27 protein-coding genes are annotated in these 23979 nt (G+C 61.8%); 15 read left to right on the top strand and 12 right to left on the bottom strand.

Annotated elements, in window-relative coordinates:
- The first annotated feature begins 216 nt into the window (after positions 1-216).
- Together QMK55_RS09975 and QMK55_RS09970 are read left to right on the top strand one after the other, a co-directional pair.
- On the top strand, positions 217-1101 hold the full coding sequence (locus QMK55_RS09975) for a sugar nucleotide-binding protein (protein ID WP_025109524.1): 885 nt from the start codon (positions 217-219) through the stop codon (positions 1099-1101).
- Positions 1094-2023 (top strand): NAD-dependent epimerase/dehydratase family protein, encoded by a 930-nt coding sequence (locus tag QMK55_RS09970; RefSeq protein ID WP_102354594.1) that lies wholly within the window; start codon positions 1094-1096, stop codon positions 2021-2023. The genes QMK55_RS09975 and QMK55_RS09970 overlap by 8 nt, the downstream gene beginning before the upstream one ends.
- Positions 2024-2202: 179 nt before the next feature.
- Here the strand turns inward: QMK55_RS09970 and QMK55_RS09965 are convergent, their stop codons facing one another.
- From QMK55_RS09965 to QMK55_RS09935, 7 genes are all read right to left on the bottom strand, one after another.
- Positions 2203-2901 carry an OmpW/AlkL family protein gene (locus QMK55_RS09965; protein WP_102354593.1) on the bottom strand — a complete coding sequence of 233 codons (699 nt, stop codon included), beginning with the start codon at positions 2899-2901 and terminating at the stop codon, positions 2203-2205.
- 224 nt (positions 2902-3125) lie between these two features.
- Positions 3126-3644, bottom strand: a complete 519-nt coding sequence (locus QMK55_RS09960; protein WP_320329115.1) for a DUF3299 domain-containing protein — start codon at positions 3642-3644, stop codon at positions 3126-3128.
- A gap of 11 nt (positions 3645-3655) precedes the next feature.
- Positions 3656-4921, bottom strand: coding sequence for an ABC transporter permease (locus QMK55_RS09955; protein ID WP_102354592.1), 1266 nt, complete (start codon positions 4919-4921; stop codon positions 3656-3658).
- A 1-nt stretch (position 4922) separates the two neighbouring features.
- Positions 4923-5633: an ABC transporter ATP-binding protein gene (locus QMK55_RS09950; RefSeq protein ID WP_007966120.1), complete on the bottom strand. Its 711-nt coding sequence runs from the start codon at positions 5631-5633 to the stop codon at positions 4923-4925.
- Positions 5634-5771: 138 nt separating this feature from the next.
- Entirely contained in the window at positions 5772-6374 is a 603-nt protein-coding gene (locus QMK55_RS09945) for a DUF2796 domain-containing protein (RefSeq protein WP_102354590.1), read from the bottom strand.
- A 158-nt stretch (positions 6375-6532) separates the two neighbouring features.
- Positions 6533-7099 (bottom strand): hypothetical protein, encoded by a 567-nt coding sequence (locus QMK55_RS09940; RefSeq protein ID WP_102354589.1) that lies wholly within the window; start codon positions 7097-7099, stop codon positions 6533-6535.
- Positions 7096-8019, bottom strand: coding sequence for a CHAP domain-containing protein (locus tag QMK55_RS09935; protein WP_320329114.1), 924 nt, complete (start codon positions 8017-8019; stop codon positions 7096-7098). Before QMK55_RS09935 ends, QMK55_RS09940 begins: the two co-directional genes overlap by 4 nt.
- Before the next feature lie 184 nt (positions 8020-8203).
- On the opposite strand from QMK55_RS09935, the gene QMK55_RS09930 reads away from it, so the two are divergent.
- Positions 8204-8563 (top strand): hypothetical protein, encoded by a 360-nt coding sequence (locus tag QMK55_RS09930; RefSeq protein ID WP_102354587.1) that lies wholly within the window; start codon positions 8204-8206, stop codon positions 8561-8563.
- 4 nt (positions 8564-8567) lie between these two features.
- On the opposite strand, the gene trxA is transcribed toward QMK55_RS09930, so the two are convergent.
- From trxA to QMK55_RS09915, 3 genes are all read right to left on the bottom strand, one after another.
- Positions 8568-9440 (bottom strand): thioredoxin, encoded by an 873-nt coding sequence (gene trxA, locus QMK55_RS09925; RefSeq protein ID WP_102354586.1) that lies wholly within the window; start codon positions 9438-9440, stop codon positions 8568-8570.
- Positions 9441-9637: 197 nt separating this feature from the next.
- The gene (locus QMK55_RS09920) at positions 9638-10291 is read right to left on the bottom strand and encodes a class I SAM-dependent methyltransferase (protein ID WP_320329113.1); all 654 of its coding nucleotides are present in this window, start codon (positions 10289-10291) and stop codon (positions 9638-9640) included.
- A complete protein-coding gene (locus tag QMK55_RS09915; RefSeq protein ID WP_025109533.1) occupies positions 10288-10752 on the bottom strand; it encodes a YbaY family lipoprotein in 465 nt (154 codons plus the stop codon). Before QMK55_RS09915 ends, QMK55_RS09920 begins: the two co-directional genes overlap by 4 nt.
- Positions 10753-10879: 127 nt before the next feature.
- Here QMK55_RS09915 and nrdR point away from each other — a divergent pair, with 127 nt between their 5' ends.
- The 12 genes from nrdR (at position 10880) to QMK55_RS09855 (ending at position 19837) form a co-directional block, all read left to right on the top strand.
- On the top strand, positions 10880-11344 hold the full coding sequence (nrdR, locus tag QMK55_RS09910; RefSeq protein WP_007910946.1) for a transcriptional regulator NrdR: 465 nt from the start codon (positions 10880-10882) through the stop codon (positions 11342-11344).
- Positions 11341-12474 (top strand): bifunctional diaminohydroxyphosphoribosylaminopyrimidine deaminase/5-amino-6-(5-phosphoribosylamino)uracil reductase RibD, encoded by a 1134-nt coding sequence (gene ribD / locus QMK55_RS09905; RefSeq protein WP_102354583.1) that lies wholly within the window; start codon positions 11341-11343, stop codon positions 12472-12474. The genes nrdR and ribD overlap by 4 nt, the downstream gene beginning before the upstream one ends.
- Before the next feature lie 47 nt (positions 12475-12521).
- Positions 12522-13187, top strand: a complete 666-nt coding sequence (locus QMK55_RS09900; RefSeq protein WP_102354582.1) for a riboflavin synthase — start codon at positions 12522-12524, stop codon at positions 13185-13187.
- A 31-nt stretch (positions 13188-13218) separates the two neighbouring features.
- Positions 13219-14310, top strand: a complete 1092-nt coding sequence (gene ribBA / locus QMK55_RS09895) for a bifunctional 3,4-dihydroxy-2-butanone-4-phosphate synthase/GTP cyclohydrolase II (protein WP_025109536.1) — start codon at positions 13219-13221, stop codon at positions 14308-14310.
- Between the two features lie 232 nt (positions 14311-14542).
- Positions 14543-15019, top strand: coding sequence for a 6,7-dimethyl-8-ribityllumazine synthase (ribE, locus tag QMK55_RS09890; protein WP_003228649.1), 477 nt, complete (start codon positions 14543-14545; stop codon positions 15017-15019).
- Entirely contained in the window at positions 15016-15516 is a 501-nt protein-coding gene (nusB, locus tag QMK55_RS09885; protein WP_102354581.1) for a transcription antitermination factor NusB, read from the top strand. Before ribE ends, nusB begins: the two co-directional genes overlap by 4 nt.
- 18 nt (positions 15517-15534) lie before the next feature.
- Positions 15535-16500 (top strand): thiamine-phosphate kinase, encoded by a 966-nt coding sequence (gene thiL / locus QMK55_RS09880; RefSeq protein WP_102354580.1) that lies wholly within the window; start codon positions 15535-15537, stop codon positions 16498-16500.
- Positions 16497-17000, top strand: a complete 504-nt coding sequence (locus QMK55_RS09875; RefSeq protein ID WP_003228639.1) for a phosphatidylglycerophosphatase A — start codon at positions 16497-16499, stop codon at positions 16998-17000. Before thiL ends, QMK55_RS09875 begins: the two co-directional genes overlap by 4 nt.
- A 34-nt stretch (positions 17001-17034) precedes the next feature.
- A complete protein-coding gene (locus tag QMK55_RS09870; RefSeq protein ID WP_102354579.1) occupies positions 17035-17772 on the top strand; it encodes a substrate-binding periplasmic protein in 738 nt (245 codons plus the stop codon).
- A 231-nt stretch (positions 17773-18003) separates the two neighbouring features.
- Entirely contained in the window at positions 18004-18621 is a 618-nt protein-coding gene (gene ribA, locus QMK55_RS09865; protein ID WP_102354578.1) for a GTP cyclohydrolase II, read from the top strand.
- Positions 18618-19037, top strand: coding sequence for an MFS transporter (locus tag QMK55_RS09860; RefSeq protein ID WP_320329112.1), 420 nt, complete (start codon positions 18618-18620; stop codon positions 19035-19037). The genes ribA and QMK55_RS09860 overlap by 4 nt, the downstream gene beginning before the upstream one ends.
- Entirely contained in the window at positions 19037-19837 is an 801-nt protein-coding gene (locus QMK55_RS09855; protein ID WP_102354576.1) for a cobalamin-binding protein, read from the top strand. The genes QMK55_RS09860 and QMK55_RS09855 overlap by 1 nt, the downstream gene beginning before the upstream one ends.
- Before the next feature lie 138 nt (positions 19838-19975).
- Here the strand turns inward: QMK55_RS09855 and QMK55_RS09850 are convergent, their stop codons facing one another.
- On the bottom strand, positions 19976-21859 hold the full coding sequence (locus QMK55_RS09850; RefSeq protein ID WP_320329111.1) for a TonB-dependent receptor domain-containing protein: 1884 nt from the start codon (positions 21857-21859) through the stop codon (positions 19976-19978).
- Between the two features lie 141 nt (positions 21860-22000).
- Positions 22001-23899, bottom strand: a complete 1899-nt coding sequence (dxs, locus tag QMK55_RS09845; protein WP_320329110.1) for a 1-deoxy-D-xylulose-5-phosphate synthase — start codon at positions 23897-23899, stop codon at positions 22001-22003.
- Positions 23900-23979: the final 80 nt, after the last annotated feature.

The following is a 23979-nucleotide window of genomic DNA, read 5'->3' as shown; positions in this document are numbered from 1 at the left end:
AGGCTCACGCCTACAGCTGATCGCATTTCCCTGTAGGAGTGAGCCTGCTCGTGGTGGGGACAGTTGATTCAGCACAATTCCCGGCGATCTACACTTTACGGGTGACGGTTGCGCACTAAACCCGCAAAATGCAACGATTCCGGCAATTATCGACGACGCTGTCACAAACACCGTCGTTAAAGCCATCGTTCCAATCAGACTGGGCCTGCTGACTCTATGCGAATGCGCCTTATGTTACTGGGCGGCGGAAATGCCCTTGGGCAGGCGCTGATTCGCCTCGGTGCGGAGGAAGACATCGGTTTCCTCGCCCCCCGCCCGCCAGAAGACGGCTGGGATGCCGCGAGCCTGACGCAACTGCTCGACGACACCCGTCCGGATGCGTTGATCAACCTCGCCTACTATTTCGACTGGTTTCAGGCCGAAACCGTCAGCGAAAGCCGTCTGGCCGGCCAGGAACGCGCGATCGAGCGGTTGGCCGAACTGTGCCAGCACCACAACATCATCCTCGTGCAGCCGTCCAGTTACCGGGTGTTCGACGGTTCGCGGGCGACCGCCTACAGCGAAAAAGACGAGCCGGTGCCCTTGGGCCTGCGCGGTCAGGCGTTGTGGCGCATCGAACAAAGCGTTCGTGCTACTTGCCCGCAACACGTACTGTTGCGCTTCGGCTGGCTGCTCGATGACAGCCCTGAGGGCACCCTCGGGCGCTTCCTCGCCCGCGCCGAACAACCGGATGAATTGCTGATGGCCGATGATCGCCGCGGTAATCCGACCCCGGTGGATGACGCGGCACGGGTGATCATTTCGGTGCTCAAGCAACTCGATTGCGCGGCGCCGCTGTGGGGCACTTACCATTACGCCGGCCATGAGGCGACCACACCGCTGGCGTTGGGGCAGGCGATTCTGACCGAAGCTCGCAATTTGCATCAGCTGGCGATCGAAGCCCCGACCGCCCAGGCACATGCCGCGCGGCCGGACGCCGCTGAGGAGCCGCAACACGCGGTGCTTGCCTGTAAAAAAATTCTGCACACTTTCGGGATCAAGCCTCGCGCCTGGCGCGCGGCGCTCCCGGCTTTACTGGATAGGTTTTATCGTCATGGCTGAAGGCCCTGTTTTAATCACCGGCGGCGCCGGTTTCATCGGCTCGCACCTGACGGATGCGTTGCTCGCCGCGGGCCATTCGGTGCGGATTCTCGATGATCTGTCGACCGGCAAACGTACCAACCTGCCACTGGCGAACCCGAAGGTAGAGCTGATCGTCGGTGACGTCGCCGATGCCGCGCTGGTCGCGCAGGCCATGCAAGGTTGCAGCGCGGTGGCGCATCTGGCGGCGGTGGCCTCGGTCCAGGCTTCGGTGGACGACCCGGTGAAGACTCACCAGAGCAATTTCATCGGCACCCTGAATGTCTGCGAAGCCATGCGCCAGGCCGGGGTGAAGCGTGTGCTGTTCGCTTCCAGCGCTGCCGTTTACGGCAACAACGGTGAAGGCGAGTCGATCGACGAGGACACGCCGAAAGCCCCGCTGACCCCGTATGCCTCGGACAAACTGGCCGGCGAACATTACTTCGATTTCTACCGCCGCCAGCACGCTCTGGAGCCGGTGATCTTCCGCTTCTTCAACATCTTCGGCCCACGCCAGGATCCGTCCTCGCCGTATTCCGGGGTCATCAGCATTTTCAGTGAGCGGGCGCAGAAAGGCTTGCCGATCACAGTGTTCGGCGATGGTGAGCAGACACGTGATTTTCTCTACGTCGAGGATCTGGTGGACCTGCTGGTGCAGGCCATCGACAAGCCTGAGGTGGAAGTCGGCGCGGTGAACGTGGGCTGGAATCAGGCGACCAATCTCAAGCAGATGCTGGCCGAACTGGAAAAGGTCGTCGGCGAACTTCCGCCGATCAGCTACGGCCCGGCACGTTCCGGCGACATCCGCCATTCTCGGGCGAACAACCGCCGTTTGCTCGAACGCTTCGAGCTGCCGGCGCAGACACCGATGAGCGTCGGACTGGCGCGGTTGCTGGGCAAATAGGTTTATTGCAGACATGAAAAAGGCGCCTTTTTACAGGCGCCTTTTTCACGGCCGGAATATGTCGTTATCCCTGTGGCGAGGGGATTTATCCCCGATCGATCACATGATCGTCGTCAGTTCTAAGCCTGCTCACCCAAAGCCTCATTCACCACCACGTGAACGTTCTTTGTCGATCTGCCTTAGAACTTGTAGCCCAGACCCACCATGTACACAAATGGATCGACATCAACATTGACCTTGGCACGCGTGCCCGGCGCTACGGCGTTGTTCTCGACGGTGGCGCGGGTGTCGATGTCGATGTAGCGCACCTGGGCGTTGAGCATGATGTTGTCGGTCAGCATGTAGTCGGCGCCGACCTGCCAGGCCAGACCCCAGGAGTTTTTCGCCTTGAAGTTGCTGAAGCCGTTGGACTGGGCTTCGCTGCCGACGTGCTCGTCGTAGATCCAGGTGTAGTTGATGCCGCCGCCGATGTACGGCTGGAACGGCGACTTCGCATCCAGCGGGTAGTACACGACGCTGAGGGTTGGCGGCAGGTGTTTCAGGGTGCCGAGTTTGCCGTTGGCGGCTGGCAGCGCGGTGCCTTTGAGTTTGACGTCATGCTCGAATGGCGAGGCAGCCAGCAACTCGATACCGATGTTGTTGGTCAGCATGTACGCGAAGTTCAGACCCAGTTGGGTGTCGCTGCTCATGGTCGCTTTGCCGCCCAGGTTTGCACCGCTCAACGGACCCTGATCGACCTTGACGCTGGAGCTGTCGGCCTTCGGGTTGACGGTGATCGCACCCGCGCGAACGATGATGTCGCCGGCTTCGTGGGCGTGGGCGAGCGGGGCTGCGAGCGCGAATGCAAACAGCGAAGCGCTGAGCAAGGACTTGTTCATGGGAGCTCCAAAAGGACGTTTAAAATGTCTGATGTCCTATGGTACGAAGCCAACTGATACGGTCTTTTGACTCAGCTCAATGAAACAGTGATGCCCCGTTTTTTTGTGGAACCTTTGTGGGCCTCATCGCGAGCAGGCTCACTCCTGCATTTGGAATGCGTTCCCCTGTAGGAGTGAGCCTGCTCGCGATAGCCATTGATCCGGCAACTCAAAACCTCCGGGTATTACTCCGGCAGCTCATACACATAAATCTTGTCTGCCGCCATCTGATACCCGGCATCGGCCAGCTCGCTGGTGGACGCCTTGACCTGCAGCGGTCCCTCGACCCAGTACGGCTGATACAGCTCGTCGAGCTTTACGCCGACTTCGCTTTTCACGTGAACGATCTGGTTCGACGGCGGTGGCGGCACGTGGATGCAGGCGCCGAAGTACGGCACCAGCAGGAAGTCCGTGGTGCGCCCCTCTTCGTTGACCTCCAGCGGCACGATGTAGCCCGGCAGGCGGATGTTCTGCCCGTCGAGGCTCTGCACCACTGGCGCATTGGGCAGATCCTGCTTGGCCGCTGGCGCGGATTCGGCCGAGAGCACGTCACTCATCTTCGACATGTCGTGCAGAGGCGTCATGTTCGGCACTTCCGGCGCGGCGTCGGGCGGGATCATTTCCGACCAGGTCAGGTCTTTCGGCGCCGCTGCCCACACGGGCAGGGCAACCAGCAACAGCAGCGCAAGTACAGCGCGGGGCATGGTGAACATCCTCATAAACGGATCGACAGGCCATCAGCCAGGGATTGGCGATATGCACGCCAGGCCGGCACGCTGCCCATCAGCAGCGCGGCTGCCAGAATGCCACCGAGCAGCGTCCATTCATACTCGCTCGGCCACGCCAGCGGCAGATACAGCCCGTAATTGGCCTGCACGTAACCCTGCGCAGCGGCGATGCTGATGTACAGCAGCGCCACTCCGGCGATGACCCCGGTCAGCGCCAGGGCGAAGGCTTCCAGCACCAGCAGGCTTGCGATGTGCCACGGCCGCGCACCGACCGAACGCAGAATCGCCATCTCGCGGCGACGCTCGTTGAGGCTGGTGAGAATCGCCGTGAGCATGCCGATCAACCCGGTCAGCACCACGAACAGCGAGACCACGAACAGTGCTTTTTCAGCGGTGCTCATCAGGCTCCACAACTCCTGCAAAGCCACGCCCGGCAGGATCGCCAGCATCGGCTCACCTCGGTATTCATTGATCTCGCGTTGCAGGGCGAACGTGGAAATCTTGCTGTTGAGGCCGAGCATGAACGCGGTGATTGCCTGTGGCGTCAGGTCCATGTTGCGCGCCTGATCGGCACTGATCCGCCCGTTGCCCCGGGCCGGCACGCCGTTGTGCCAGTCGATGTGGATCGCCTCCATGCCGCCGAGGCTGATGTGCAGCGTGCGGTCCACCGGGGTGCCGGTGCGTTTGAGAATGCCGACCACGGTGAATGGTTTGTCGTCATGTTTGACCAGACTGATCGCCGCCACACCGTGGGCCAGCACCAGTTGGTCGCCGAGCTTGTAATGCAGCGCCTCGGCCACTTCGGCGCCGAGCACCACTTCGAACGGGTCGGTGGCAAACGCCCGGCCATCAGCCAGCTCCAGATGCTGCTGGCGGCCGTACTGGTAATGCTCGAAATACGCCTCGGTGGTGCCCATCACCCGGTAGCCACGATGTGAGTCGCCGAGGGACATCGGGATCGCCCACTTCACTTTCGGGTTGCTGGCGAAGTGTTCGAAGCTGTCCCAACGAATGTTGTTGGTCGCGTTGCCGATGCGGAACACCGAGTACAGCAGCAGGTTCACCGAGCCGGAGCGGGCGCCGACGATCAGGTCGGTGCCGCTGATGGTGCTGGCGAAACTGGCTTTGGCTTCGGTGCGCACGCGCTCGACGGCGAGCAGCAGACACACCGACAAGGCAATGGCGAACGCGGTGAGCAGGGCGGTGAAACGGCGGTTGGCCAGGCTGGCCATGGCCAGACGAAACAGATACATCTCAGACCTCGGCAGATGTGGCGGCGCGATTGAGCTCGGCCAGGGACAGGTGACGATCGAACAGCGGCGCCAGACTTTGATCGTGGCTGACGAACAACAGGCTGGAACCGGCCTCGCGACATTCGGCGAACAACAAACGGATGAAGTTTTCCCGGGCGTCGTAATCGAGGGCCGAGGTCGGTTCGTCGGCGATCACCAGTTCCGGTTGGCCGATCAAGGCGCGCGCGGCGGCGACCCGTTGCTGCTGACCGATCGACAGCGAGTCGGCGCGTCGACCGAGGATGCTTTCATCCTTCAGACCCAAGTGGGCGAGCAGGGTGGCCGCCGCCTGATCAACACTGCCGTGGCGTTGTTTCGCCCGTTCGGCACGCAGTTTCGAGAAGTGGCAGGGCAGCTCGACGTTCTCGCGCACCGAGAGAAACGGCAGCAGGTTGAACTGCTGGAAGATGTAGCCAGTGTGATCGACACGAAAGCGGTCGCGGGCGCCGGCACCGAGTTCGGTCAGCTCCTGGCCGAGCAGGCGAATGCTGCCGCGCCCGGGTTTCTGCACCCCGCCGAGGAGGCCGAGCAGGGTGGTCTTGCCACTGCCGCTGGGGCCTTTGAGGAACAGGGTTTCGCCCGGCTCCAGGCGGAACGCCGGGATGTCCAGCAGCGGCGGGTGACCGGGCCAGTTGAAGCCCAGGTCGGACAGTTCGATGAGTGCTTGGGTCATTTGAAACCGGTCGGATAGTTGAGTGGCCCTTGTGTAGGAGTGAGCCTGCTCGCGATGGCGGTGGGGCAGTCAGGATTTATTCGACTGACAGTCCGCTATCGCGAGCAGGCTCACTCCTACAGGGGATTTCCATAGGATTCAGAATTTCAGGGCAGCCGCCTTGGCCGTCACTTCCGTCCCTTGCTGGCCGCTCGGGCCGATCAGTTGTACCTGAATTTTCTGGGTCGCCGGGAAGGTATTGAAGATGTTCGCCAGATCCAGCGACTTCAGAGCACCCGGGGTCGCGCAGCTGAATTGATAGTGCGCGTGGATTTCGCTGTGATCGTGGTGATGCGCTTCACCGCCCTTGGCAGCTTCGTCGTGGTCATCATCGTCATGGTCGTCGGCATCCGGCTTGTCGCCGAACAGCGGGCTTTGCAGTTCCTGGCTGGTGACTTTGCAACCGGCGGCGGCTGGCAGGTTGAACAATGCCAGCGGGTTTTCCAGTTTGCTGCGGGCGGCAGCGACCTTGGCCTTGTCGGCGTCGGTGGTGGCGGCGTGTTCGAAGCCGACCAGGTTCATCGCCGGGCTTTCCAGTTCCAGCTCCAGGGTCTGGCCGTCGAGCGCAGCGTTCAGCCGGCCGACGCCATGTTCATGGGCGCCGAGGCTGCCGTGCTCGTGGTCATGATCGTGCTCATCGGCGGCGTGGGCGATGGCCAGCGGCAACAGGGCAAACGGCAAAGCGAGCAGCAGACGGCGCATGGCGATCTCCGGAAAGTAAAGTGAAGAGTTTGTTATGTAATCTTATAACGAAAGTGCGCAGAGTTTGCCCGTGCGCTCCGTTTTGCGCAAGGCATGACTGAGCACCGCCCGGGACAGATTCCGGGGCGGTGCGTCGATTGGAGGTCACGCTTTTAGAGTCAGAAGCCTGCGCCGGGATAGTCGAACCAGTAGCGTCCCGAGAGCACATGATTGATCAGATTTGCATCGAGTACGCTCGGGGCATCGCGAGTGAAACGCTGGCGCCAGGCCGGCAGCCACCAGTAATTGATGGCCGTCCCGCGCGGCAGAACCACCAGCTTCATCACCTCCCGATCAATGCTGTCCTTTGCGTAGAGTTGATGGCTGCGATCCATAAAACCCATGTACTGACTGATCGGCAACTGGAACATCAACGCCGTGGTGAAGATTTTCTCACTCTGACTGAACGCCGGACTTTGCAGGATCTGCAATGCTTCGCAAACATACGCCTGTGGTCGGCCGGCAATTTTCTGGCCTTCGGGAGTGGAGAGAACGTCGAAACGATCATCCATGTCCCGCCAGTCGGTGCGAGCGTTGCGATCGAAGTAGTCACGAATGAATACGCTGAGCGGCCCTTGTGCAGCGGCATTGTTCGCGCAGGATGAAAGGTCTACAGGCAAGCAGAGACGCCATGCCACGATCAGCAGAAGTGGGATTGCAAAAAGTATCCATAAAAGTCGTTTCATCGTGGCGTGCTGTGCTTGTACCGTCGGAAAATGGTGAAGTCATGGTCATCGGGTACCGCATTGCCCGAGGCATTTCGAAAACCGGCGTCATTGACTTCGATTTTGTCCCAGCCTGCGGAAATACAGACGCCATTAGTGAGTACGAAGCCGACGTGACCGCTGGCGTTAGAGTAGGTGACAGCATACGCACCGATATCGCCGGGTAAAGGTGAACTCTCCACTTTCCAGCTGGCGAGAAGGCGTTCGTTGTCCGCCCATTCACCTGCCAGTGGTGGGCTGACTTTTATCATCCAGGGCAGGAATTTTGCCTTGCCGTGTTCAATCCACGCGACATTGATACCTATCGAGGTCAGTACGTCATAGACGAACAGGTTGCATTTGTTCGTTTCGGCGGGGAATTCCACCGTTTCCTTGAGGGTCGGGTGTGGCAACGATTTTTTGCTGATGCCACCGGCCCATACGGTGGAACCCCGGTGTGAAAGCGCCTCCATCAGTATCCGGCGCGGCATATCCTGGATAACCACCTTAACGGTGCGCGTCTGGTTTCTGCGCTTGACCCCGTATTCCACCTCGTAAAAAGTGTCATTGGAAACAGCGCCGCTGGTGGACAAGGGCACTTTCACCCAGGGTGAGACGGCGACGATCGACAGCGATTTACCTTCGGTCAATGTGGTCGTGTGCATCGCCTTTGTCGCCCCGGATGCACCGACGATTTGAACAGTAACATCATGGCTGTCGCGGGTTTTTACCGACGGTAATTTCTTTGTGCCCGAGAGAGTGATTTCGGTCTGCCCCTTGGCAGATATGAGTGAGTAAATTCGGGGTTTGTCATCGTTCTGGATGATGTTGTCGTCAATGACCAGTCCATCCACCAGCAACTGAAACTTGACGCCCTTGGGTGGCGTTTTCGTTCCCCTCAAGAACCACGCCGCCCGTTGAGGTCTGGCCTCCCTTTGACACCAGTTTTCGTCCTGAAGACATGGGCATCCTTCCCATGGAAAAAGAGAATGTAGTGGATACTCCGGGTTCTGCCAGTCACCGACACTTGGCGTTGCACAAGTCCCGTGGGAGCATGCAGGTCAGAAATGTGCAGGAGCGAAGCAGATGTTGCGGATACGCGGAACCGTCGGCGCGATGCCGGTGGATTTGACGGTAGAGCTGGATGACAGCGATTGGGCGAAGCTGGGCGCAGCGCTTGGGGCGCACACACAGAGCGAGCAGCCGCAGGCGGCAGAGCTGACCCCGGCAGCGAAACCGCTGAACCAGGACGATGCGTTGTGGCAAGTCGCGCAGGACCTGTTGCGCAAGGCCGGTCAACTCAATGGGCCGGACCTGCTGGATCAGCTTGAGGGCCTGACCGGCAGCGCGGCGGCGGGCAAACGACTGCTGGTGCGCTTGCGCCACAGTGCTGGGGTGAAGGTGGCGAGCGGCGGGGATACGCCGCTCTACAGCTGGATCGAGTGAGCGCTTAGTACAGCGCGGCAAACATCTTGCGCCGGTAAGCGGTCACCAGCGGGTGATCGTTGCCCAGCAGTTCGAACACTTGCAGCAGGGTCTTGTGCGGCAACCCTTCGCCGTAGCTGCGGTTGCGGATGAACAACTTGAGCAAGGCTTCCAGCGCCGCCTCGTATTGCTGGCGCGCCAGTTGCTGGATCGCCAGTTGATACACCGCTTCGTCGTCCTGCGGATTCTGCGCAAGACGCGCCTTGAGGTCAGCGGCATCCGGCAGGTCGCGAGCCAGGCCGAGGAACTTGATCTGCGCCTTGGCCCCGGCCAGTGCAGCCTTGTGCTCATCACTCTTGACCGCGTCGAGCACGGTTTGCGCTTCGCCCAGTTCGCCGCGTTCGGTCAGGCAGCGGGCGTAGAGGATCAGCGCCTTGGCGTTGCTGTTGTCTTCGGTGAGCATCACCACCAGTGCCGCTTCGGCATCGGCGTAACGCCCTTCATCGAACAGCGCCTGAGCCTGCTCGAACGGATCGGCAGCGGTTGGCGCCGGCATCTGCACATGCGGTTCGAGCAGGGCGCGCACCGCGGATTCCGGTTGCGCACCGGCAAAACCGTCCACCGGTTGGCCGTCCTTGAACAGCACCACGGTCGGCAGGCTGCGGATACCGAAGCGGGCGACGATGTCCTGCTCGATGTCGCAGTTGACCTTGGCCAGCAGCAGTTCGCCCTGATAGCTCTCGGCGATACCTTGCAGCATCGGCATCAGCGCCTTGCACGGCGCACACCATTCGGCCCAGAAATCCACCAGCACCGGTTTGTTGAAGGAAGCTTCGATCACCGACTGGTCGAAATCGGCAGTCGTGGCGTCGAAGATGTACGGCGTTTGCTGACTCATGGGGGATCTCGTAAAAGCGTGGATGGGGCAACTATACGGCTTGGCGGGGTGTGGCCGGAAGCGGGGCGGGTTTTAGAGGTGTGTTGCATGGGCGGATGCCTTCGCGAGCAAGCTCGCTCCCACATTGGATCTCCCACATTGGATCTGTGTCGTTCACAAAACCCCTGTGGGAGCCAGCCTGCTGGCGATGCTTTTAGCTAGCGCCGCGCATGGTAAAGGCTTACATGTCTGAATTCTTCAGGCTCGGCCAGATCCGGCAGGGTCATGGCTTCGAGCATTTCGATGCGCTCATACAGCGGATGGTGAAAATCCCGAACCCGCGAATCCGCCACCAGCGCCTCACGCCCACGGCTGAGAAACGCATCGAGCAGCGGCAGGTTTTCGCGGTCGTACAACACGTCCGCCACCAGAATCAGATCGAAGCGATCGGCCTCGGCGAAGAAGTCCGTCGAGTAACTCATCTGCACATCGTTGAGTGCGGCATTCGCCCGGCATGCAGCAATCGCCAGCGGATCGAGGTCACAGGCCACCACTTCCAGCGCGCCGGCCTTCACGGCGGCAATCCCGGCAATCCCGGAACCAGCGCCGAAATCCAGTACCCGCTTGCCGCGTACCCACTCGGGAAACGCCGCCAGATAACGCGCCACCGCCAGACCACTGGCCCAGCAGAAGCTCCAATACGGTGGCTCGTGGAGGATACGGCGGGTTTCGTCGGGGCTGAATTCGCGGTGCATGTTGTCGCCGTCGATCAGCCATAGCTGCAAGTCAGTGCCCGGCAATGCACAGGCCTCGAGCCTGGCATCGCCGAGCAATTCACCTAACGCCTGTTGCAGGTCGAGCGGTGCCGTCATGGTGCTTTGACAAATTGCAGTTGGCCCAGCGCCTGAGTGGTCGGCTGGGTGATGGTTTGCGACGGCAGATGCAGGATCAACTGGCCGGACTGCGTGGCCCGACCGCGCAGTTCAACCCGTGCGCCTGCCGGAAAAGCTTCCGGATTGAAGCGCAGGCGGAACGGCAGGATCTGGTTGTTGCCAATCAGGCTGGAACTGGCGAGCAGTTGCTGCGGGCGCGACTTCTCGTCGATCACCAGTAACGCCAGTTCGACTTCGGCACCGGCCGGCACGCCTTGCAAAGTGCCGCTCAGCTCACGTTGATAGGCCGGCAGCGGACCGAGGTCGGCGGCCTCTTTGGCTTTTTTCTGCGCCTGTTGCGGCGCCGGGCCGGGTGTTGGCGGCTGCGGCTTGGGCTTATCGCTGCCGCAGGCCACCAGCAGGGCGAAAAGACTGAGCAAAACGAGCGGTCGTAGCGGCATTGGCAGCTCCAGAAAATGAAATCCGTGGATCAAACGATCATGGCAGTCTGTATACCGCAAACCCTATGGCTTGTCTTGCCACCGGGATGCGCTACCATGGCCCTCCCTTTTTTTGTTGCCAGCCACCATGCACTGTCCCTTCTGCGGTGCCAACGACACCAAGGTCATCGACTCGCGTCTGGTCGCCGAGGGCGAACAGGTGCGCCGCCGGCGTGAATGCCTGGCCTGCGGCGAACGTTTCACGACGTTCGAGACGGCCGAACTGGTGTTGCCGCGCCTGATCAAAACCGACGGCAGCCGCCAACCGTTCGACGAAGAAAAACTCCGCGCCGGCATGCAACGCGCGCTGGAGAAACGTCCGGTGAGCGTCGAGCGCCTCGAATCCTCTCTGGTCCACATCAAGCACAAGCTGCGCGCCACCGGCGAACGCGAGGTCAAATCTCTCGTGGTCGGCGAACTGGTGATGGCCGAGCTGCAAAAGCTTGATGAAGTGGCCTACATCCGTTTCGCTTCGGTGTACAAGCGCTTCCAGGACCTCAACGAGTTCCGCGAAGAGATCGACCGCCTCGCCCGCGAACCGGTGAAGGAATGACCAGCGCCGCCGAGCAGGCCATCCTCGACGCTCACTTCATGGCGCGCGCGCTGGAACTGGCGCGCAAGGGCCACTACACCACGCACCCCAATCCCCGGGTTGGCTGCGTGATCGTGCGCGACGGGCAAATTGTCGGCGAAGGCTTCCACGAGCGTGCCGGTGAACCCCACGCCGAAGTCCACGCCCTGCGCGCCGCCGGTGAACTGGCCCGGGGCGCGACGGCGTACGTCACCCTTGAGCCGTGCAGCCATCATGGGCGCACGCCGCCGTGCGCCGATGCGCTGGTGAATGCTGGAGTTGGCCGGGTGGTCGCGGCCATGCGCGATCCGAACCCGCAGGTCGCCGGGCGCGGCTTGCAGCGTCTGGCCGATGCCGGCATCGCCACGCAAAGCGGCGTGCTGGAAGCCGAGGCACGCAAACTCAATCAAGGTTTCCTGAAACGCATGGAACACGGCTTGCCGTTCGTGCGGGTCAAGTTGGCGATGAGTCTGGATGGTCGTACGGCGATGGATAGCGGCGAGAGCCAGTGGATCACCGGGCCGGCCGCGCGTTCCGCCGTGCAGCGTTTGCGCGCACAGGCAGCCGTGGTGCTGACCGGCGCCGACACCGTGCTGACTGACGGTGCTCGCCTGACCGTGCGCGCCGAAGAATTGGGACTGGATGCCGAACAAACCGCTCTGGTCATGAGCCGTCCGCCGCTGCGGGTGCTGATCGACGGGCGTCTGCGGGTGCCGCTGGATGCGCCGTTCTTCAAGGCTGGCCCGGCATTGGTCGCCACCTGCATGGCGGTCGAAGAACAATACGCCAACGGCCCGGAATGCCTGATCGTGCCGGGTGATGACGGTCAGGTCGATCTGCATCAGCTGCTTGTCGAACTGGCCAACCGTGGCGTCAACGAAGTGCTGGTCGAGGCCGGCCCGCGACTGGCAGGGGCGTTTGCCCAGCTCGGGCTGGTCGACGAATTCGTGATCTTCATCGCTGGCAAGTTCCTCGGCTCCACGGCGCGTCCGCTGCTGGACTGGCCGCTGGCCTATATGAAAGACGCTCCCGAGCTGAAAATCACTGAAATTCGCGCGGTTGGCGATGACTGGCGAGTCACCGCGACGCCGGTCCTTTCGGCGAGCGTATAATTCCCGGCCATCGCCTTAGCGCTGGCTTCGTTCTCAAGGAGAACCCCATGTTTACCGGCATCATCGAATCCATCGGCAGTATCCGTGCACTGACCCCCAAGGGCGGTGATGTGCGGGTGCACGTCGCAACCGGCAAGCTCGACCTGAGTGACGTCAAACTCGGCGACAGCATCGCGGTCAACGGCGTGTGCCTGACGGCGGTTGAACTGCCGGGCGACGGCTTTGCCGCCGACGTCAGTCGTGAAACCCTCGACTGCACCGCCATGAACGACCTGAAAAGCGGCAGTCCGGTCAATCTGGAAAAAGCCCTGACCCCGACCACCCGACTCGGCGGGCACCTGGTCAGCGGTCACGTCGACGGTGTCGGCGAAATCGTCTCGCGCAGCGACAATGCCCGCGCCGTGGAATTTCGTATCCGCGCGCCGAAAGAACTGGCCAAGTACATTGCCCACAAAGGCTCGATCACCGTCGACGGCACCAGCCTCACCGTGAACGCGGTCGATGGCGCCGAATTCATGCTGACGATCATTCCGCACACCCTGAGCGAAACCATCATGGCGTCCTACACGCCAGGTCGCCGGGTCAATCTGGAAGTCGACTTGCTGGCGCGTTATCTGGAGCGTTTGCTCCTCGGCGACAAGGCTGCAGAGTCGGCATCCGGCGGCACCATCACCGAAAGCTTTCTGGCCCAAAACGGCTACCTCAAATCCTGAAGCTCTAAATTCGAAAGAAGGGGGGTGCCTTGTGGCGCTCAATAGCATCGAAGAACTGGTTGAAGACATCCGCCAAGGCAAGATGGTCATCCTCATGGATGACGAAGACCGCGAGAACGAAGGCGACCTGATCATGGCCGCCGAATGCTGCAAGGCCGAGCACATCAACTTCATGGCCAAGCACGCCCGTGGCCTGATCTGCATGCCGATGAGCCGCGAGCGCTGCGAACTGTTGAAGCTGCCGCTGATGGCCCCGCGCAACGGTTCCGGTTTCGGCACCAAGTTCACCGTGTCGATCGAAGCGGCCGAAGGCGTGACCACCGGGATCTCCGCCGCCGACCGTGCGCGCACCGTGCAAGCGGCTGCCGCCAAAGACGCCAAGGCTGAAGACATCGTCAGCCCGGGCCACATCTTCCCGCTGATGGCTCAGGCCGGCGGTACCCTCGCTCGCGCCGGCCATACCGAGGCGGCTTGCGACCTGGCGCGCATGGCCGGTTTCGAGCCGAGCGGCGTGATCTGCGAAGTGATGAACGACGACGGCACCATGTCCCGTCGCGCCGAGCTGGAAGCGTTCGCGGCCGAACACAACATCAAGATCGGCACCATCGCCGACCTGATTCACTACCGGATGATCCACGAACGTACCGTTCAGCGGATTGCCGAGCAGCCGCTGGACAGCGAACTGGGCCAATTCAACCTGGTGACCTATCGTGATTCGGTGGAAGGCGACGTGCACATGGCCCTGACGCTGGGCACCGTTTGCGCCGAAGAACCGACGCTGGTTCGCGTGCACAACATGGACCCGCTGCGCGATCTGCTGATGGTCAAGCAACCGGGCCGCTGGAGCCTGCGCGCTGCGATGGCCGCGGTCGCCGAGGCGGGTAGCGGTGTGGTGCTGTTGCTCGGTCACCCGCTCGATGGCGACGTGCTGCTGGCGCATATCCGTGAGACCGGTGATCAGGCAGCGGTGAAAAAACCGACCACCTACAGCATCGTCGGTGCCGGTTCGCAGATCCTTCGCGACCTCGGTGTACGCAAAATGCGCCTGATGTCGGCACCGATGAAATTTAATGCGATATCCGGTTTCGATCTGGAAGTTGTAGAATACGTGCCCTCCGAATAATGACCCGGTGAATCGTATTGCTGGTGTGTACCCTTGTGGTGAGGGGATTTATCCCCGACGGGCTGCGTAGCGGCCCTGTTTTTGGGACTGCTGCGCAGTCCATCGGGGATAAATCCCCTCGCCACAGGGGGGGATCAGGCAGCAATGCGGTTTTTTCCGGCCATGAAATCGTGGCTAATATCACTGAGGGATGCGTACGAGACGCGTCCCGGCTCTTTAAGAGATCTGACGAATGACCCTGAAGACCATCGAAGGTACCTTCATCGCCCCTAAAGGCCGCTACGCTCTGGTAGTGGGCCGCTTCAACAGCTTCGTGGTTGAAAGCCTGGTCAGCGGTGCAGTTGATGCCCTGGTTCGCCACGGCGTGAGCGAAAGCGACATCACCATCATCCGCGCACCTGGCGCCTTCGAAATCCCGCTGGTTGCGCAGAAAGTCGCCCAGAAAGGCGAGTTCGCTGCAATCATTGCGCTGGGCGCGGTCATTCGTGGCGGCACCCCGCACTTCGAATACGTGGCAGGCGAGTGCACCAAGGGCCTGGCCCAGGTGTCCATGGAGTTCGGCGTGCCGGTCGCGTTCGGCGTCCTGACCGTTGATTCCATCGAGCAAGCCATCGAACGTTCCGGCACCAAGGCCGGCAACAAAGGTGCTGAAGCTGCCCTGTCCGCTCTGGAAATGGTCAGCCTGCTGGCGCAGTTGGAGGCCAAGTGATTAGCGACGAAAGCGATCGTTTCAACCCGCGCGATCCAAAACCTGCGGCCGCCGGCAAGCCATCCAAGAGCGTCAAGCGCCGCGAAGCCCGTCAGCTCGCGACGCAGGCCCTGTATCAATGGCACATGGCCAAGCAATCGCTGAACGAGATCGAAGCGCAGTTCCGGGTCGATAACGATTTCACCGATGTCGATGGCGCTTACTTCCGCGAGATCCTGCACGGGGTTCCGCAGTTCAAGAGCGAAATCGACACCGCGCTCAAGCCTTGCCTGGACATTGAAATCGAAGAGCTGGACCCGGTTGAACTGGCGGTTCTGCGCCTGTCCACCTGGGAACTGCTCAAGCGCGTCGACGTGCCGTACCGTGTGGTGATCAACGAAGGTATCGAGTTGGCGAAAGTCTTCGGTTCGACCGACGGCCACAAGTTCGTCAACGGCGTACTCGACAAGCTGGCTCCGCGCCTGCGTGAAGCTGAAGTCAAGGCGTTCAAGCGCTGATCAGCGCTTGATATCGCAATGGGCGAGTTTGAGCTGATCCGCAATTTCTTCGCCGCCGCGCCTTGTGCGCAGGGCGGCGAGGGCGTTGCACTGGGGATCGGCGACGACTGCGCCTTGCTGGCGGTTCCCCCCGGGGAACAGCTGGCGATTTCCACCGATACGCTGGTGGCCGGCGTGCATTTCGCCGATCCCTGCGATCCGTTTCTGCTCGGTCAGCGCTCGCTGGCCGTCGCGGTCAGCGATCTGGCCGCCATGGGCGCCACGCCCGTTGCCTTTACCCTTGCCCTGACTGTGCCGACGGTGACTGCCGATTGGCTGCAAGCCTATGCCCACGGTTTGAACCGCATGGCGCAGAGCTGCGGCGTGGCACTGATCGGCGGTGATACCACGCGTGGGCCGTTGAGTCTGACGGTCACGGTGTTCGGTCGCGTTCCGGCCGGCCAGGCCTTGACCCGCAGCGGTGCGCAGCCGGGCGATCTGTTGTGTGTCGGCGGTGAGCTGGGCAATGCCGCCGGTGCCTTGCCGCTGGTGCTCGGCCAGCGTGAGGCGGATGCTGAGATAGCCGAACCGCTGCTCAGTCATTACTGGTCGCCGCAGCCGCAACTGGCCCTCGGTCAGGCGTTGCGCGGCAAGGCCACCTCGGCACTGGATATCTCCGACGGCTTGCTCGCCGACTGCGGGCATATCGCCCTGGCCTCGCAAGTGCGGCTTGAGGTTGAACGTGAGCGCGTACCGTTGTCGAACGCTTTGGTGGCGTTTCTCGGCCAGCGCGGCGCGGAACGGGCGGCGTTGAGCGGCGGCGACGACTACGTGCTGGCCTTCACCCTGCCGTCCGTCGAGTTGCCGGCTTTGCTGGCCGATGGCTGGCCGATCCATGTGATCGGGCGGGTGGTGCAGGGCCAGGGTGTGGTGCTGCTGGATCGCGAAGGACACGACATCACCCCGCAAATCCGGGGTTATCAACATTTTCAGGAGACACCGTGACAGATCACCCGAAACAGGTTCCGGCCGAATTCGTTCCGCCGTCGGTCTGGCGCAATCCCTGGCATTTCCTCGCGTTCGGCTTCGGTTCCGGCACCTTGCCGAAAGCGCCGGGCACGTGGGGTTCGTTAGTTGCGCTACCCTTTATCCCGTTGTGGCAGATGCTGCCCGACTGGGGTTACTGGCTGATGCTCGGGATCACTATGCTGTTCGGCTTCTGGCTGTGCGGCAAGGTTGCCGACGATCTGCGGGTACACGATCACGAAGGCATCGTCTGGGACGAGATGGTCGGGATGTGGATCACCCTGTGGTTGGTACCGGAAGGCTGGTACTGGTTGCTGGCCGGTTTCCTGATGTTCCGTTTCTTCGACATTCTCAAGCCATGGCCGATCCGCTGGATCGACCGGCATGTCCACGGTGGCGTCGGCATCATGCTCGACGACGTGCTGGCCGGCGTGTTCGCCTGGCTGGCGATGCAGGGGCTGGTGTGGATTTTCGCCTGATCCGCAGGGTCCGGGTTCAGTGAGGAGACTAGGGATGGCGCGACGTTGGCTGGCGCTGGTGTTTCTGACCTTGCTGGGCACTGTCGCCAGTGCGCAGGAGGCTGCGCATGCGCCGTCGGTCATCCATCTCGCCAGCGAAGAATGGGAAGACTACACCGCCGCCGACGGCCATGGTCTGGGCTGGGACGTGCTGCGCAAGGTGTTCGAACCGGCCGGGGTGAAGCTCGACATTCGCAGCGAACCGTACACCCGCGCGGTCGGGCTGGCAGAGCGCGGCGAAATCGACGCCTGCGTCGGCTCCTATCATGACGAGGACAGTGATCTGCTGTATCCGCGCTGGAATTTCGACACCGACCACATCTACGCCCTGGGCCTTGCGAGCAATCCGCCGCCGAGCCCGGACACCCTCGGCAACTATCGACTGGCCTGGGTTCGCGGTTACGACTATCAGAAGTACCTGCCCAATGTGCGCAACTACAATGAAGTGATACGGCGTACCGGGATCCTGTCGATGCTCACCCACAACCGCGCTGACTATTACATCGATGCGCAGACCGAAATCGATTATGTGGTCGGCCGGGCCAAGGATCCGACGCAGTTTCGCAAGACCCACATCGCCGAATTGCCGCTGTACCTGTGCTTCGCCGACACCCCGCAAGCGCGCACGTTGATGGCGGTGTTCGACAAGCGCATGGAGCAGTTGGTGAAGAGCGGCGAGCTGAAGCCGCTGTTCGAGAAGTGGAAGCAGCCGTATCCGTTCGAGGCGAACTAAGGATCTGCACAGGTCCCCCTGCAGGCGTGAGCCTGCTCGCGATAGCGGTCTCATTCAAACGTTGCTGTAGCTGACACGCCATCATCGCGAGCAGGCTCACTCCTACAAAGGGGCGGTGTTATCAAACTTTTTGATCGTTATGCCCGATAATTCAGCCTAAGCGTCTGCAGGAACCTGCTGTTACAATGCCGGCCTGCGAATCTTCAGACTTTTTAGATCAGGAGCACACCGGTGCCTGTCGTTTTTGTCGCCGCTTCCAAGCTGCCAACGCCTTTTGCGCAATTCACCATGCACGGTTTTCTCGATGAAGCCACCGGCCGCGAGCACGTTGTGCTGAGCCTCGGTGAAATTGACGACGGTGCCCCGGTCCTCGGCCGGTTGCACTCCGAGTGCCTGACCGGTGACGCCCTGTTCAGCCAGCGCTGCGACTGCGGCTCGCAGCTCGAAGCGGCGCTCAAGGCCATCGCCCGTGAAGGCCGTGGCGTGCTGCTGTACCTGCGCCAGGAAGGGCGCGGCATCGGTCTGCTGAACAAGATCCGCGCCTACGAGTTGCAGGACGGCGGTGCCGACACCGTTGAAGCCAACGAGCGCCTGGGCTTCGCCGCCGACCAGCGCGACTACGCCATGTGCCTGCCGATGCTTGAGCATCTGGGCGTGAAGTCCCTGCGCCTGATGACCAACAACCCGCGCAAGGTCAAAGCCCTGACCGACATGAACATTGTTGTCGCCGAGCGCGTGCCGCTGCACACCGGCCACAACCCGCACAACAAACTGTACCTGGCGACCAAGGCCAGCAAGCTCGACCACATGATGGGCAACGAGCATCAGGGCGAGGCAGACCGCGCGTGACCCGCGGTCAGGTGCGCCGCCGTCTGGCGATCGACTGGTGGAAATACCTGGCGCTGGCGCTGGTGCCGTTGTTCGTGCTCAACGCACTGTTCGGCCAATATGAGGCGTTGCTGCCGGTGCTGACGATGCCGATGTTCATCGCCGGTGTTGCCTCGATGTTTGTCAGTCTGAAGTTTTTCGGTGGCTACAAACATGCTTTGATCGCCACCCAGAAAGCCCTCGATACGCCTGGCGAACCGGCGGCCTGGATCGCTCTTGCGGCCCGGCGTCGTATTGCATTCCTTGCAGCAGCATTACCGGCGTGGATTGGTGCGCTGGCAGTGTTCGTCGGCCTCGAGGCGGTGCCGTTGATGCTGCTGGCGTTGTCCACAGCCGTGCTGTTCTACCTCTATCGCATCCCGCGTCAACTCGGCTGATGCGTCGTCTGTGGCTGGCGGTTCTGCTGCTGGCCTGCGCCGGCCCGGTGCTGGCGAGCCTGCGGGTGGTCAGCCTCGCGCCTTCTCTTTCTGAAATCGTTGTTGAACTGGATTCGGCTGATTTGCTGATCGGCGTGCTCGATGCTGGTGAGCGTCCTGTTGCGCTCAAGGATGTGCCGTCAGTGGGGCGCTACGGTCAGTTGGACATGGAGCGCCTGCTCAGCCTCAAACCTGATTTATTGCTGCTGTGGCCCGGCAGTGTCGGCCCGGCGCAACGCGATCAACTCAAGCGCCTGAACATTGCGACTTACGTTGCCGAACCGCATGATCTCGAACAGCTGTCTGCGCAGATTGAAGCGATTGCCGCTCAACTGGGTCGACCTCAGCGTGGGGTGAAACTGGCGGCGGAGCTGCGCCAGAAACTCGTTGACCTGCGCCAACGCTATCGCCGGGACACGCCGCTGAAAGTGTTCTATCAAGTCTGGGACAAGCCGCTGTACACCATCGGTGGTGGGCAGATCATTAGCGATGCGCTTGAGGTATGCGGCGCGCGCAACGTGTTCGCCGATCTGAACTTGCCGGCGCCGCAGGTCAGTATCGAGGCGGTGTTGCAGCGCAATCCCGAGGTGATTCTGGCCGGTGATCAGGCCCAGCTTGATGCCTGGAAAGCCTGGACGCAGGTCGATGCGGTGAGGAGGGGGGAGTTGCTGTTGGTCACGGATAAAGGCCTGGAGCGGCCGAGTGGGCAGATGATCGAGGCCACCGCCAAGCTCTGCCATTCGATCGCGCCAGACCGCTGAGACCGAGGTGAATTTTTCCCGAGCAAGCCCGCTCCCACATGGGATCTGTGTGTTGCCAGCGTTTCAGGGCAGGCCCCGATCTACTGTGGGAGCGGGCTTGCTCGCGAAGAGGCCAGTCAAAGCAGCGTGAATTGTGGATCAGAGCTCCGGTGTCCAGGTCACCCCAAACATCCACGCCCGACCTTCCTCGCGATAGCCATACTGGCTGCCGTCATAGCTGTACAGCGCGCGGCTGTAACCCTTGTCCAGCAGGTTATCCAGCTTCAGATCCAGTTTGATCTCGCGGTTCAGCGCCCAGCTGCTGCGCAATCCGAGCGTGCCGTAGCCCCCCAGCGGCTGGGTATTGTTCAGGTCGTCGTAACTGCCGCTGACCAATTGCCAACTGGCGCCCAACCCTAACCGGTCGAACTGGCGATCCAGATCCCAACTCGCTGTACGCCGCGCACGACGTGCCAGTGTGTGTCCGGTAGCGCGATCGCGCGGGTCGATAATCGCCACGCCGAGGTTGCTCTGCCAGCCGAACAGTTCCTGTTTCAGCGCCGCTTCTAAGCCATTGATCCGCGCTGAGGCAACGTTCTCCGGACGTGAGTTGCTGCCGAAGATGATCGCGTCTTCCAGGTCCGTGCGGTAAATCGATGCTTCGAGGCGGCTGGAGTCGCTCAACTGGCTGCGCCATTGCAGCTCGTAGCTTTTCGAGGTTTCCGGTTTCAGGTCCGGGTTGCTGAAGTCCGGGTAGTACAGGTCGTTGAAGGTCGGCGCGCGGAAGCCTTCGCTGTAGCTCAGCAGCAGATCGTTGTCCGGATTCAGCGGCAGGGTAAAGGTGCCGCTCCAGGTGTTCTGGCTGCCGAACTGCTGGTTGTCGTCGTGACGCAGACCCAGTTCAGTCGAGAAACTGTCGGCCTGATAGCGATGCTGGATGAAGGCGGCGCGGTTCCAGCGGCTGTCCTCGTTGTACGCGGTGCTGCTGTTGATCCGGTCTTCGTACCAGTCGCCGCCGAGGATCAGGCTGTTGCGTGCATCCAGAGTCAGGTCGTTCTGCCAGGTCAGCGAGTCGCGGTAGGTGTTGAACACCGGGCGCTCGTCGCTGAGCTTGTCGAGGGTCTTCTCGCGGTTCTCGGCGTGGCCGAACTCGACACGGGTTTTCCAGTTTTCGTTGACCCGGGCATCGAAGTAGCTGCTGACACTGCTGACGTTGAAATCGCTGTAGGGCTGCTGCTGCACCGACTCGAAGGTGGTCGTGTCGAAGCGGCCGAACGGATTGTCGAACTCGCTCTTGCCGCGGTTATCCAGCAGATTGGCGCCGACCTCGATGTCATCGGTCAGCGCATGGCTGAGGCTCAGGCTGATGGATTTGTTGCGGTAGGCATCGTGATCGCTGTCGCTGGGGTAGGACTCGTGAGTGCGGTCGAGGCCGGCGGTGTCATCGAGACTGGCACCCAGATTGAAGCGGGTTTTGTCATCGCCCCCCGACAAGCCAAGGCTACGCTCCCAGGTCTGGTGGCTGCCGAAACCGACGTGCAAGCGCGGCTGCAGGCCTTGCTCGTTGCCGCGTCGGGTGAAGATCTGAATCACCCCGCCAATCGCATCGCTGCCGTAAATCACCGATCGTGAACCGCGCAGCACCTCGACGCGCTCGATCTGGTCGATGTTCAGGTGCTGCAGGTTGCTGTCGCCGGAGGTCGAGCTGCCGATGCGCTGCCCATCGACCAGCACCAGGCTTTGCGCCGACTGCGTGCCGCGAATGTAGATCCCCGGCAGGCTGCCGCGTCCACCGGTCTGCGCCACCTGCACGCCCGGCACCCGCTGCAGCAGGTCGGTGACGCTGCTCGGTTGCAGGCGATCAATGTCTTCGCGGGTGAACACGGTGTTGGCCGCGCTGCTGTCATTACGCGCTTCGACCTGGCGGTTCGCGCTGATCAGCGTGTCCGGCAGCTTCAGGGCTGCATCGCGCTCGAAGGTGTCGGCGAGGGCGCTGGCGGCTGGCAGCAGAAGAAAGGGCAGGGCGAGGCGCGAGAGGTTCATCGGTGATCCATTGGGTAATTCTGACGTACACAAATCAAATGTGGGAGCGGGCTTGCTCGCGAAGGCGGTGTGTCAGTCAACTCATCATCGACTGATCCGACGCCTTCGCGAGCAAGCCCGCTCCCACATGGGTGTTGCGTGTTACTTGTTGAGCAGTTCCAGGCGCTCGCGAATCGACGCCTCGATCCCGGCCTCATCCAGCCCACACTCAGCCAGCATCTGCGCCGGTTTCGCGTGCTCGACGTAGATGTCCGGTAAGCCCAGATGCAGCATCGACCTGAGAATGTTCTCGCGCGCCAGGAACTCGCTGACCGCGCCACCGGCGCCGCCCATGATCGCGTTTTCTTCGATAGTCACCAGCAGCTCGTGGCTACCGGCGATCTCGCGCACCCGTTGTTCATCCAGCGGTTTGACGAAACGCATGTCGACCACAGTCGCGTCGAGCTTCTCGGCGACTTTCAGCGCTTCAGCCAGTTGCACACCGAATACCAGCAGGGCGACGTTGCTGCCCTGACGACGGACGATGCCCTTGCCGATTTCGATTGGCTCGAGGTCTTTGTCGATGCTCGCGTTCGGGCCGGTGCCGCGCGGGTAACGCACCGCCGCCGGACCGTTGTACTGGTGGCCAGTGGTGAGCATCTTGCGCAGTTCGTTTTCATCGCTCGGGGTCATGATGACCATGCCCGGGATACAGCGCAGGTATGACAGGTCGAAACTGCCGGCGTGGGTCGGGCCGTCTTCGCCCACCAGACCGGCGCGGTCGATGGCGAACAGCACGTCGAGGTTCTGCACCGCGACGTCGTGCACCAGTTGGTCGTAGCCGCGTTGCAGGAACGTCGAGTAGATCGCCACCACCGGTTTCGCGCCTTCGCAGGCCATGCCGGCAGCGAACGTCACCGCGTGCTGCTCGGCAATCGCCACGTCGAAGTAGCGCTGCGGGAAGCGTTCGCTGAACGCCACCAGGTCCGAGCCTTCCTTCATCGCCGGGGTGATCCCGACGAGGCGCGGATCAGCCGCAGCCATGTCGCACAGCCATTCGCCAAACACTGCCGAATACTTCGGCCCACCGGCCTTTTTCGGCGCAGCGGCCGGGGCGTCGACCGGTTCGAGTTTGGTGATCGCGTGGTAACCGATCGGGTCGACTTCCGCCGGGGCGAAACCTTTGCCTTTCTTGGTGACGATGTGCAGGAACTGCGGGCCTTTCAGATCGCGCATGTTGCGCAGGGTGGCGATCAGGGTCGGCAGGTCGTGGCCATCGATCGGGCCGATGTAGTTCCAGCCCAGCTCTTCGAACAGGGTGCCGGGTACCAGCATGCCCTTGGCGTATTCTTCGGTGCGACGGGCGATTTCCCAGGCGCCGGGCAGGCGCGACAGGACTTTCTTGCTGCCCTCACGCATGCTCGCGTAGGTGCGGCTGGAAAGGATCTTCGCCAGGTAATTCGACAGACCGCCGACGTTGCGCGAGATCGACATGTCGTTGTCGTTGAGGATTACCAGCATGTTGGCGTTGACTTCCGGCGCGTGGTTCAGCGCCTCGAAGGCCATGCCGGCAGTCAGCGCGCCGTCACCGATCACGGCAATCGCCTTGCGATCGCTGTTTTGCAGGCGGGCGGCAATCGCCATGCCCAGCGCTGCACTGATTGAGGTACTGGAGTGGCCGACGCCAAAGGTGTCGTATTCGCTCTCGGCGCGACGCGGGAAGGCAGCGATGCCGTCCTTCTGACGCAGGGTTTCCATGCGCTGGCGACGACCGGTGAGGATCTTGTGCGGGTACGCCTGATGACCGACGTCCCACACCAGCCGGTCATCCGGGGTGTCGAAGACGTAATGCAACGCGATGGTCAGCTCGATGACGCCCAGGCCGGCACCGAAATGCCCACCGGTCTGACCGACCGTGTAGAGCAATTCCAGGCGCAACTCATCGGCCAGGGTTTCCAGCTCGGCTTCGCCTAACCGGCGCAGGCCGTCCGGCGTGTTCGCGCGGTCGAGCAGGGGCGTGGTCGGGCGCTTGCGGGGAATCTCATGAAACGTCGTGGGCATCAGGCGAATCGTTATAGGTATAAAAGATGCGGCAGTTTACCTGATGCATCGCCCCCTGCCCACGCGTTGGTCTTTTTTGG

This window comes from Pseudomonas sp. P8_229, assembly GCF_034008635.1.
Classification (GTDB): domain Bacteria; phylum Pseudomonadota; class Gammaproteobacteria; order Pseudomonadales; family Pseudomonadaceae; genus Aquipseudomonas.
This window is presented reverse-complemented; position numbering and strand designations above follow the sequence as displayed.

Bases quoted from the DNA above. Each gene is read 5' to 3' on its own strand.
- QMK55_RS09975 (WP_025109524.1), top strand. From the start codon at position 217: ATGCGAATGCGCCTTATGTTACTGGGCGGCGGAAATGCCCTTGGGCAG.
- QMK55_RS09970 (WP_102354594.1), top strand. From the start codon at position 1,094: ATGGCTGAAGGCCCTGTTTTAATCACCGGCGGCGCCGGTTTCATCGGC.
- QMK55_RS09965 (WP_102354593.1), bottom strand. From the start codon at position 2,901: ATGAACAAGTCCTTGCTCAGCGCTTCGCTGTTTGCATTCGCGCTCGCA.
- QMK55_RS09960 (WP_320329115.1), bottom strand. From the start codon at position 3,644: ATGCCCCGCGCTGTACTTGCGCTGCTGTTGCTGGTTGCCCTGCCCGTG.
- QMK55_RS09955 (WP_102354592.1), bottom strand. From the start codon at position 4,921: ATGTATCTGTTTCGTCTGGCCATGGCCAGCCTGGCCAACCGCCGTTTC.
- QMK55_RS09950 (WP_007966120.1), bottom strand. From the start codon at position 5,633: ATGACCCAAGCACTCATCGAACTGTCCGACCTGGGCTTCAACTGGCCC.
- QMK55_RS09945 (WP_102354590.1), bottom strand. From the start codon at position 6,374: ATGCGCCGTCTGCTGCTCGCTTTGCCGTTTGCCCTGTTGCCGCTGGCC.
- QMK55_RS09940 (WP_102354589.1), bottom strand. From the start codon at position 7,099: ATGAAACGACTTTTATGGATACTTTTTGCAATCCCACTTCTGCTGATC.
- QMK55_RS09930 (WP_102354587.1), top strand. From the start codon at position 8,204: ATGTTGCGGATACGCGGAACCGTCGGCGCGATGCCGGTGGATTTGACG.
- trxA (WP_102354586.1), bottom strand. From the start codon at position 9,440: ATGAGTCAGCAAACGCCGTACATCTTCGACGCCACGACTGCCGATTTC.
- QMK55_RS09920 (WP_320329113.1), bottom strand. From the start codon at position 10,291: ATGACGGCACCGCTCGACCTGCAACAGGCGTTAGGTGAATTGCTCGGC.
- QMK55_RS09915 (WP_025109533.1), bottom strand. From the start codon at position 10,752: ATGCCGCTACGACCGCTCGTTTTGCTCAGTCTTTTCGCCCTGCTGGTG.
- nrdR (WP_007910946.1), top strand. From the start codon at position 10,880: ATGCACTGTCCCTTCTGCGGTGCCAACGACACCAAGGTCATCGACTCG.
- ribD (WP_102354583.1), top strand. From the start codon at position 11,341: ATGACCAGCGCCGCCGAGCAGGCCATCCTCGACGCTCACTTCATGGCG.
- QMK55_RS09900 (WP_102354582.1), top strand. From the start codon at position 12,522: ATGTTTACCGGCATCATCGAATCCATCGGCAGTATCCGTGCACTGACC.
- ribE (WP_003228649.1), top strand. From the start codon at position 14,543: ATGACCCTGAAGACCATCGAAGGTACCTTCATCGCCCCTAAAGGCCGC.
- thiL (WP_102354580.1), top strand. From the start codon at position 15,535: ATGGGCGAGTTTGAGCTGATCCGCAATTTCTTCGCCGCCGCGCCTTGT.
- QMK55_RS09870 (WP_102354579.1), top strand. From the start codon at position 17,035: ATGGCGCGACGTTGGCTGGCGCTGGTGTTTCTGACCTTGCTGGGCACT.
- QMK55_RS09855 (WP_102354576.1), top strand. From the start codon at position 19,037: ATGCGTCGTCTGTGGCTGGCGGTTCTGCTGCTGGCCTGCGCCGGCCCG.
- QMK55_RS09850 (WP_320329111.1), bottom strand. From the start codon at position 21,859: ATGAACCTCTCGCGCCTCGCCCTGCCCTTTCTTCTGCTGCCAGCCGCC.
- dxs (WP_320329110.1), bottom strand. From the start codon at position 23,899: ATGCCCACGACGTTTCATGAGATTCCCCGCAAGCGCCCGACCACGCCC.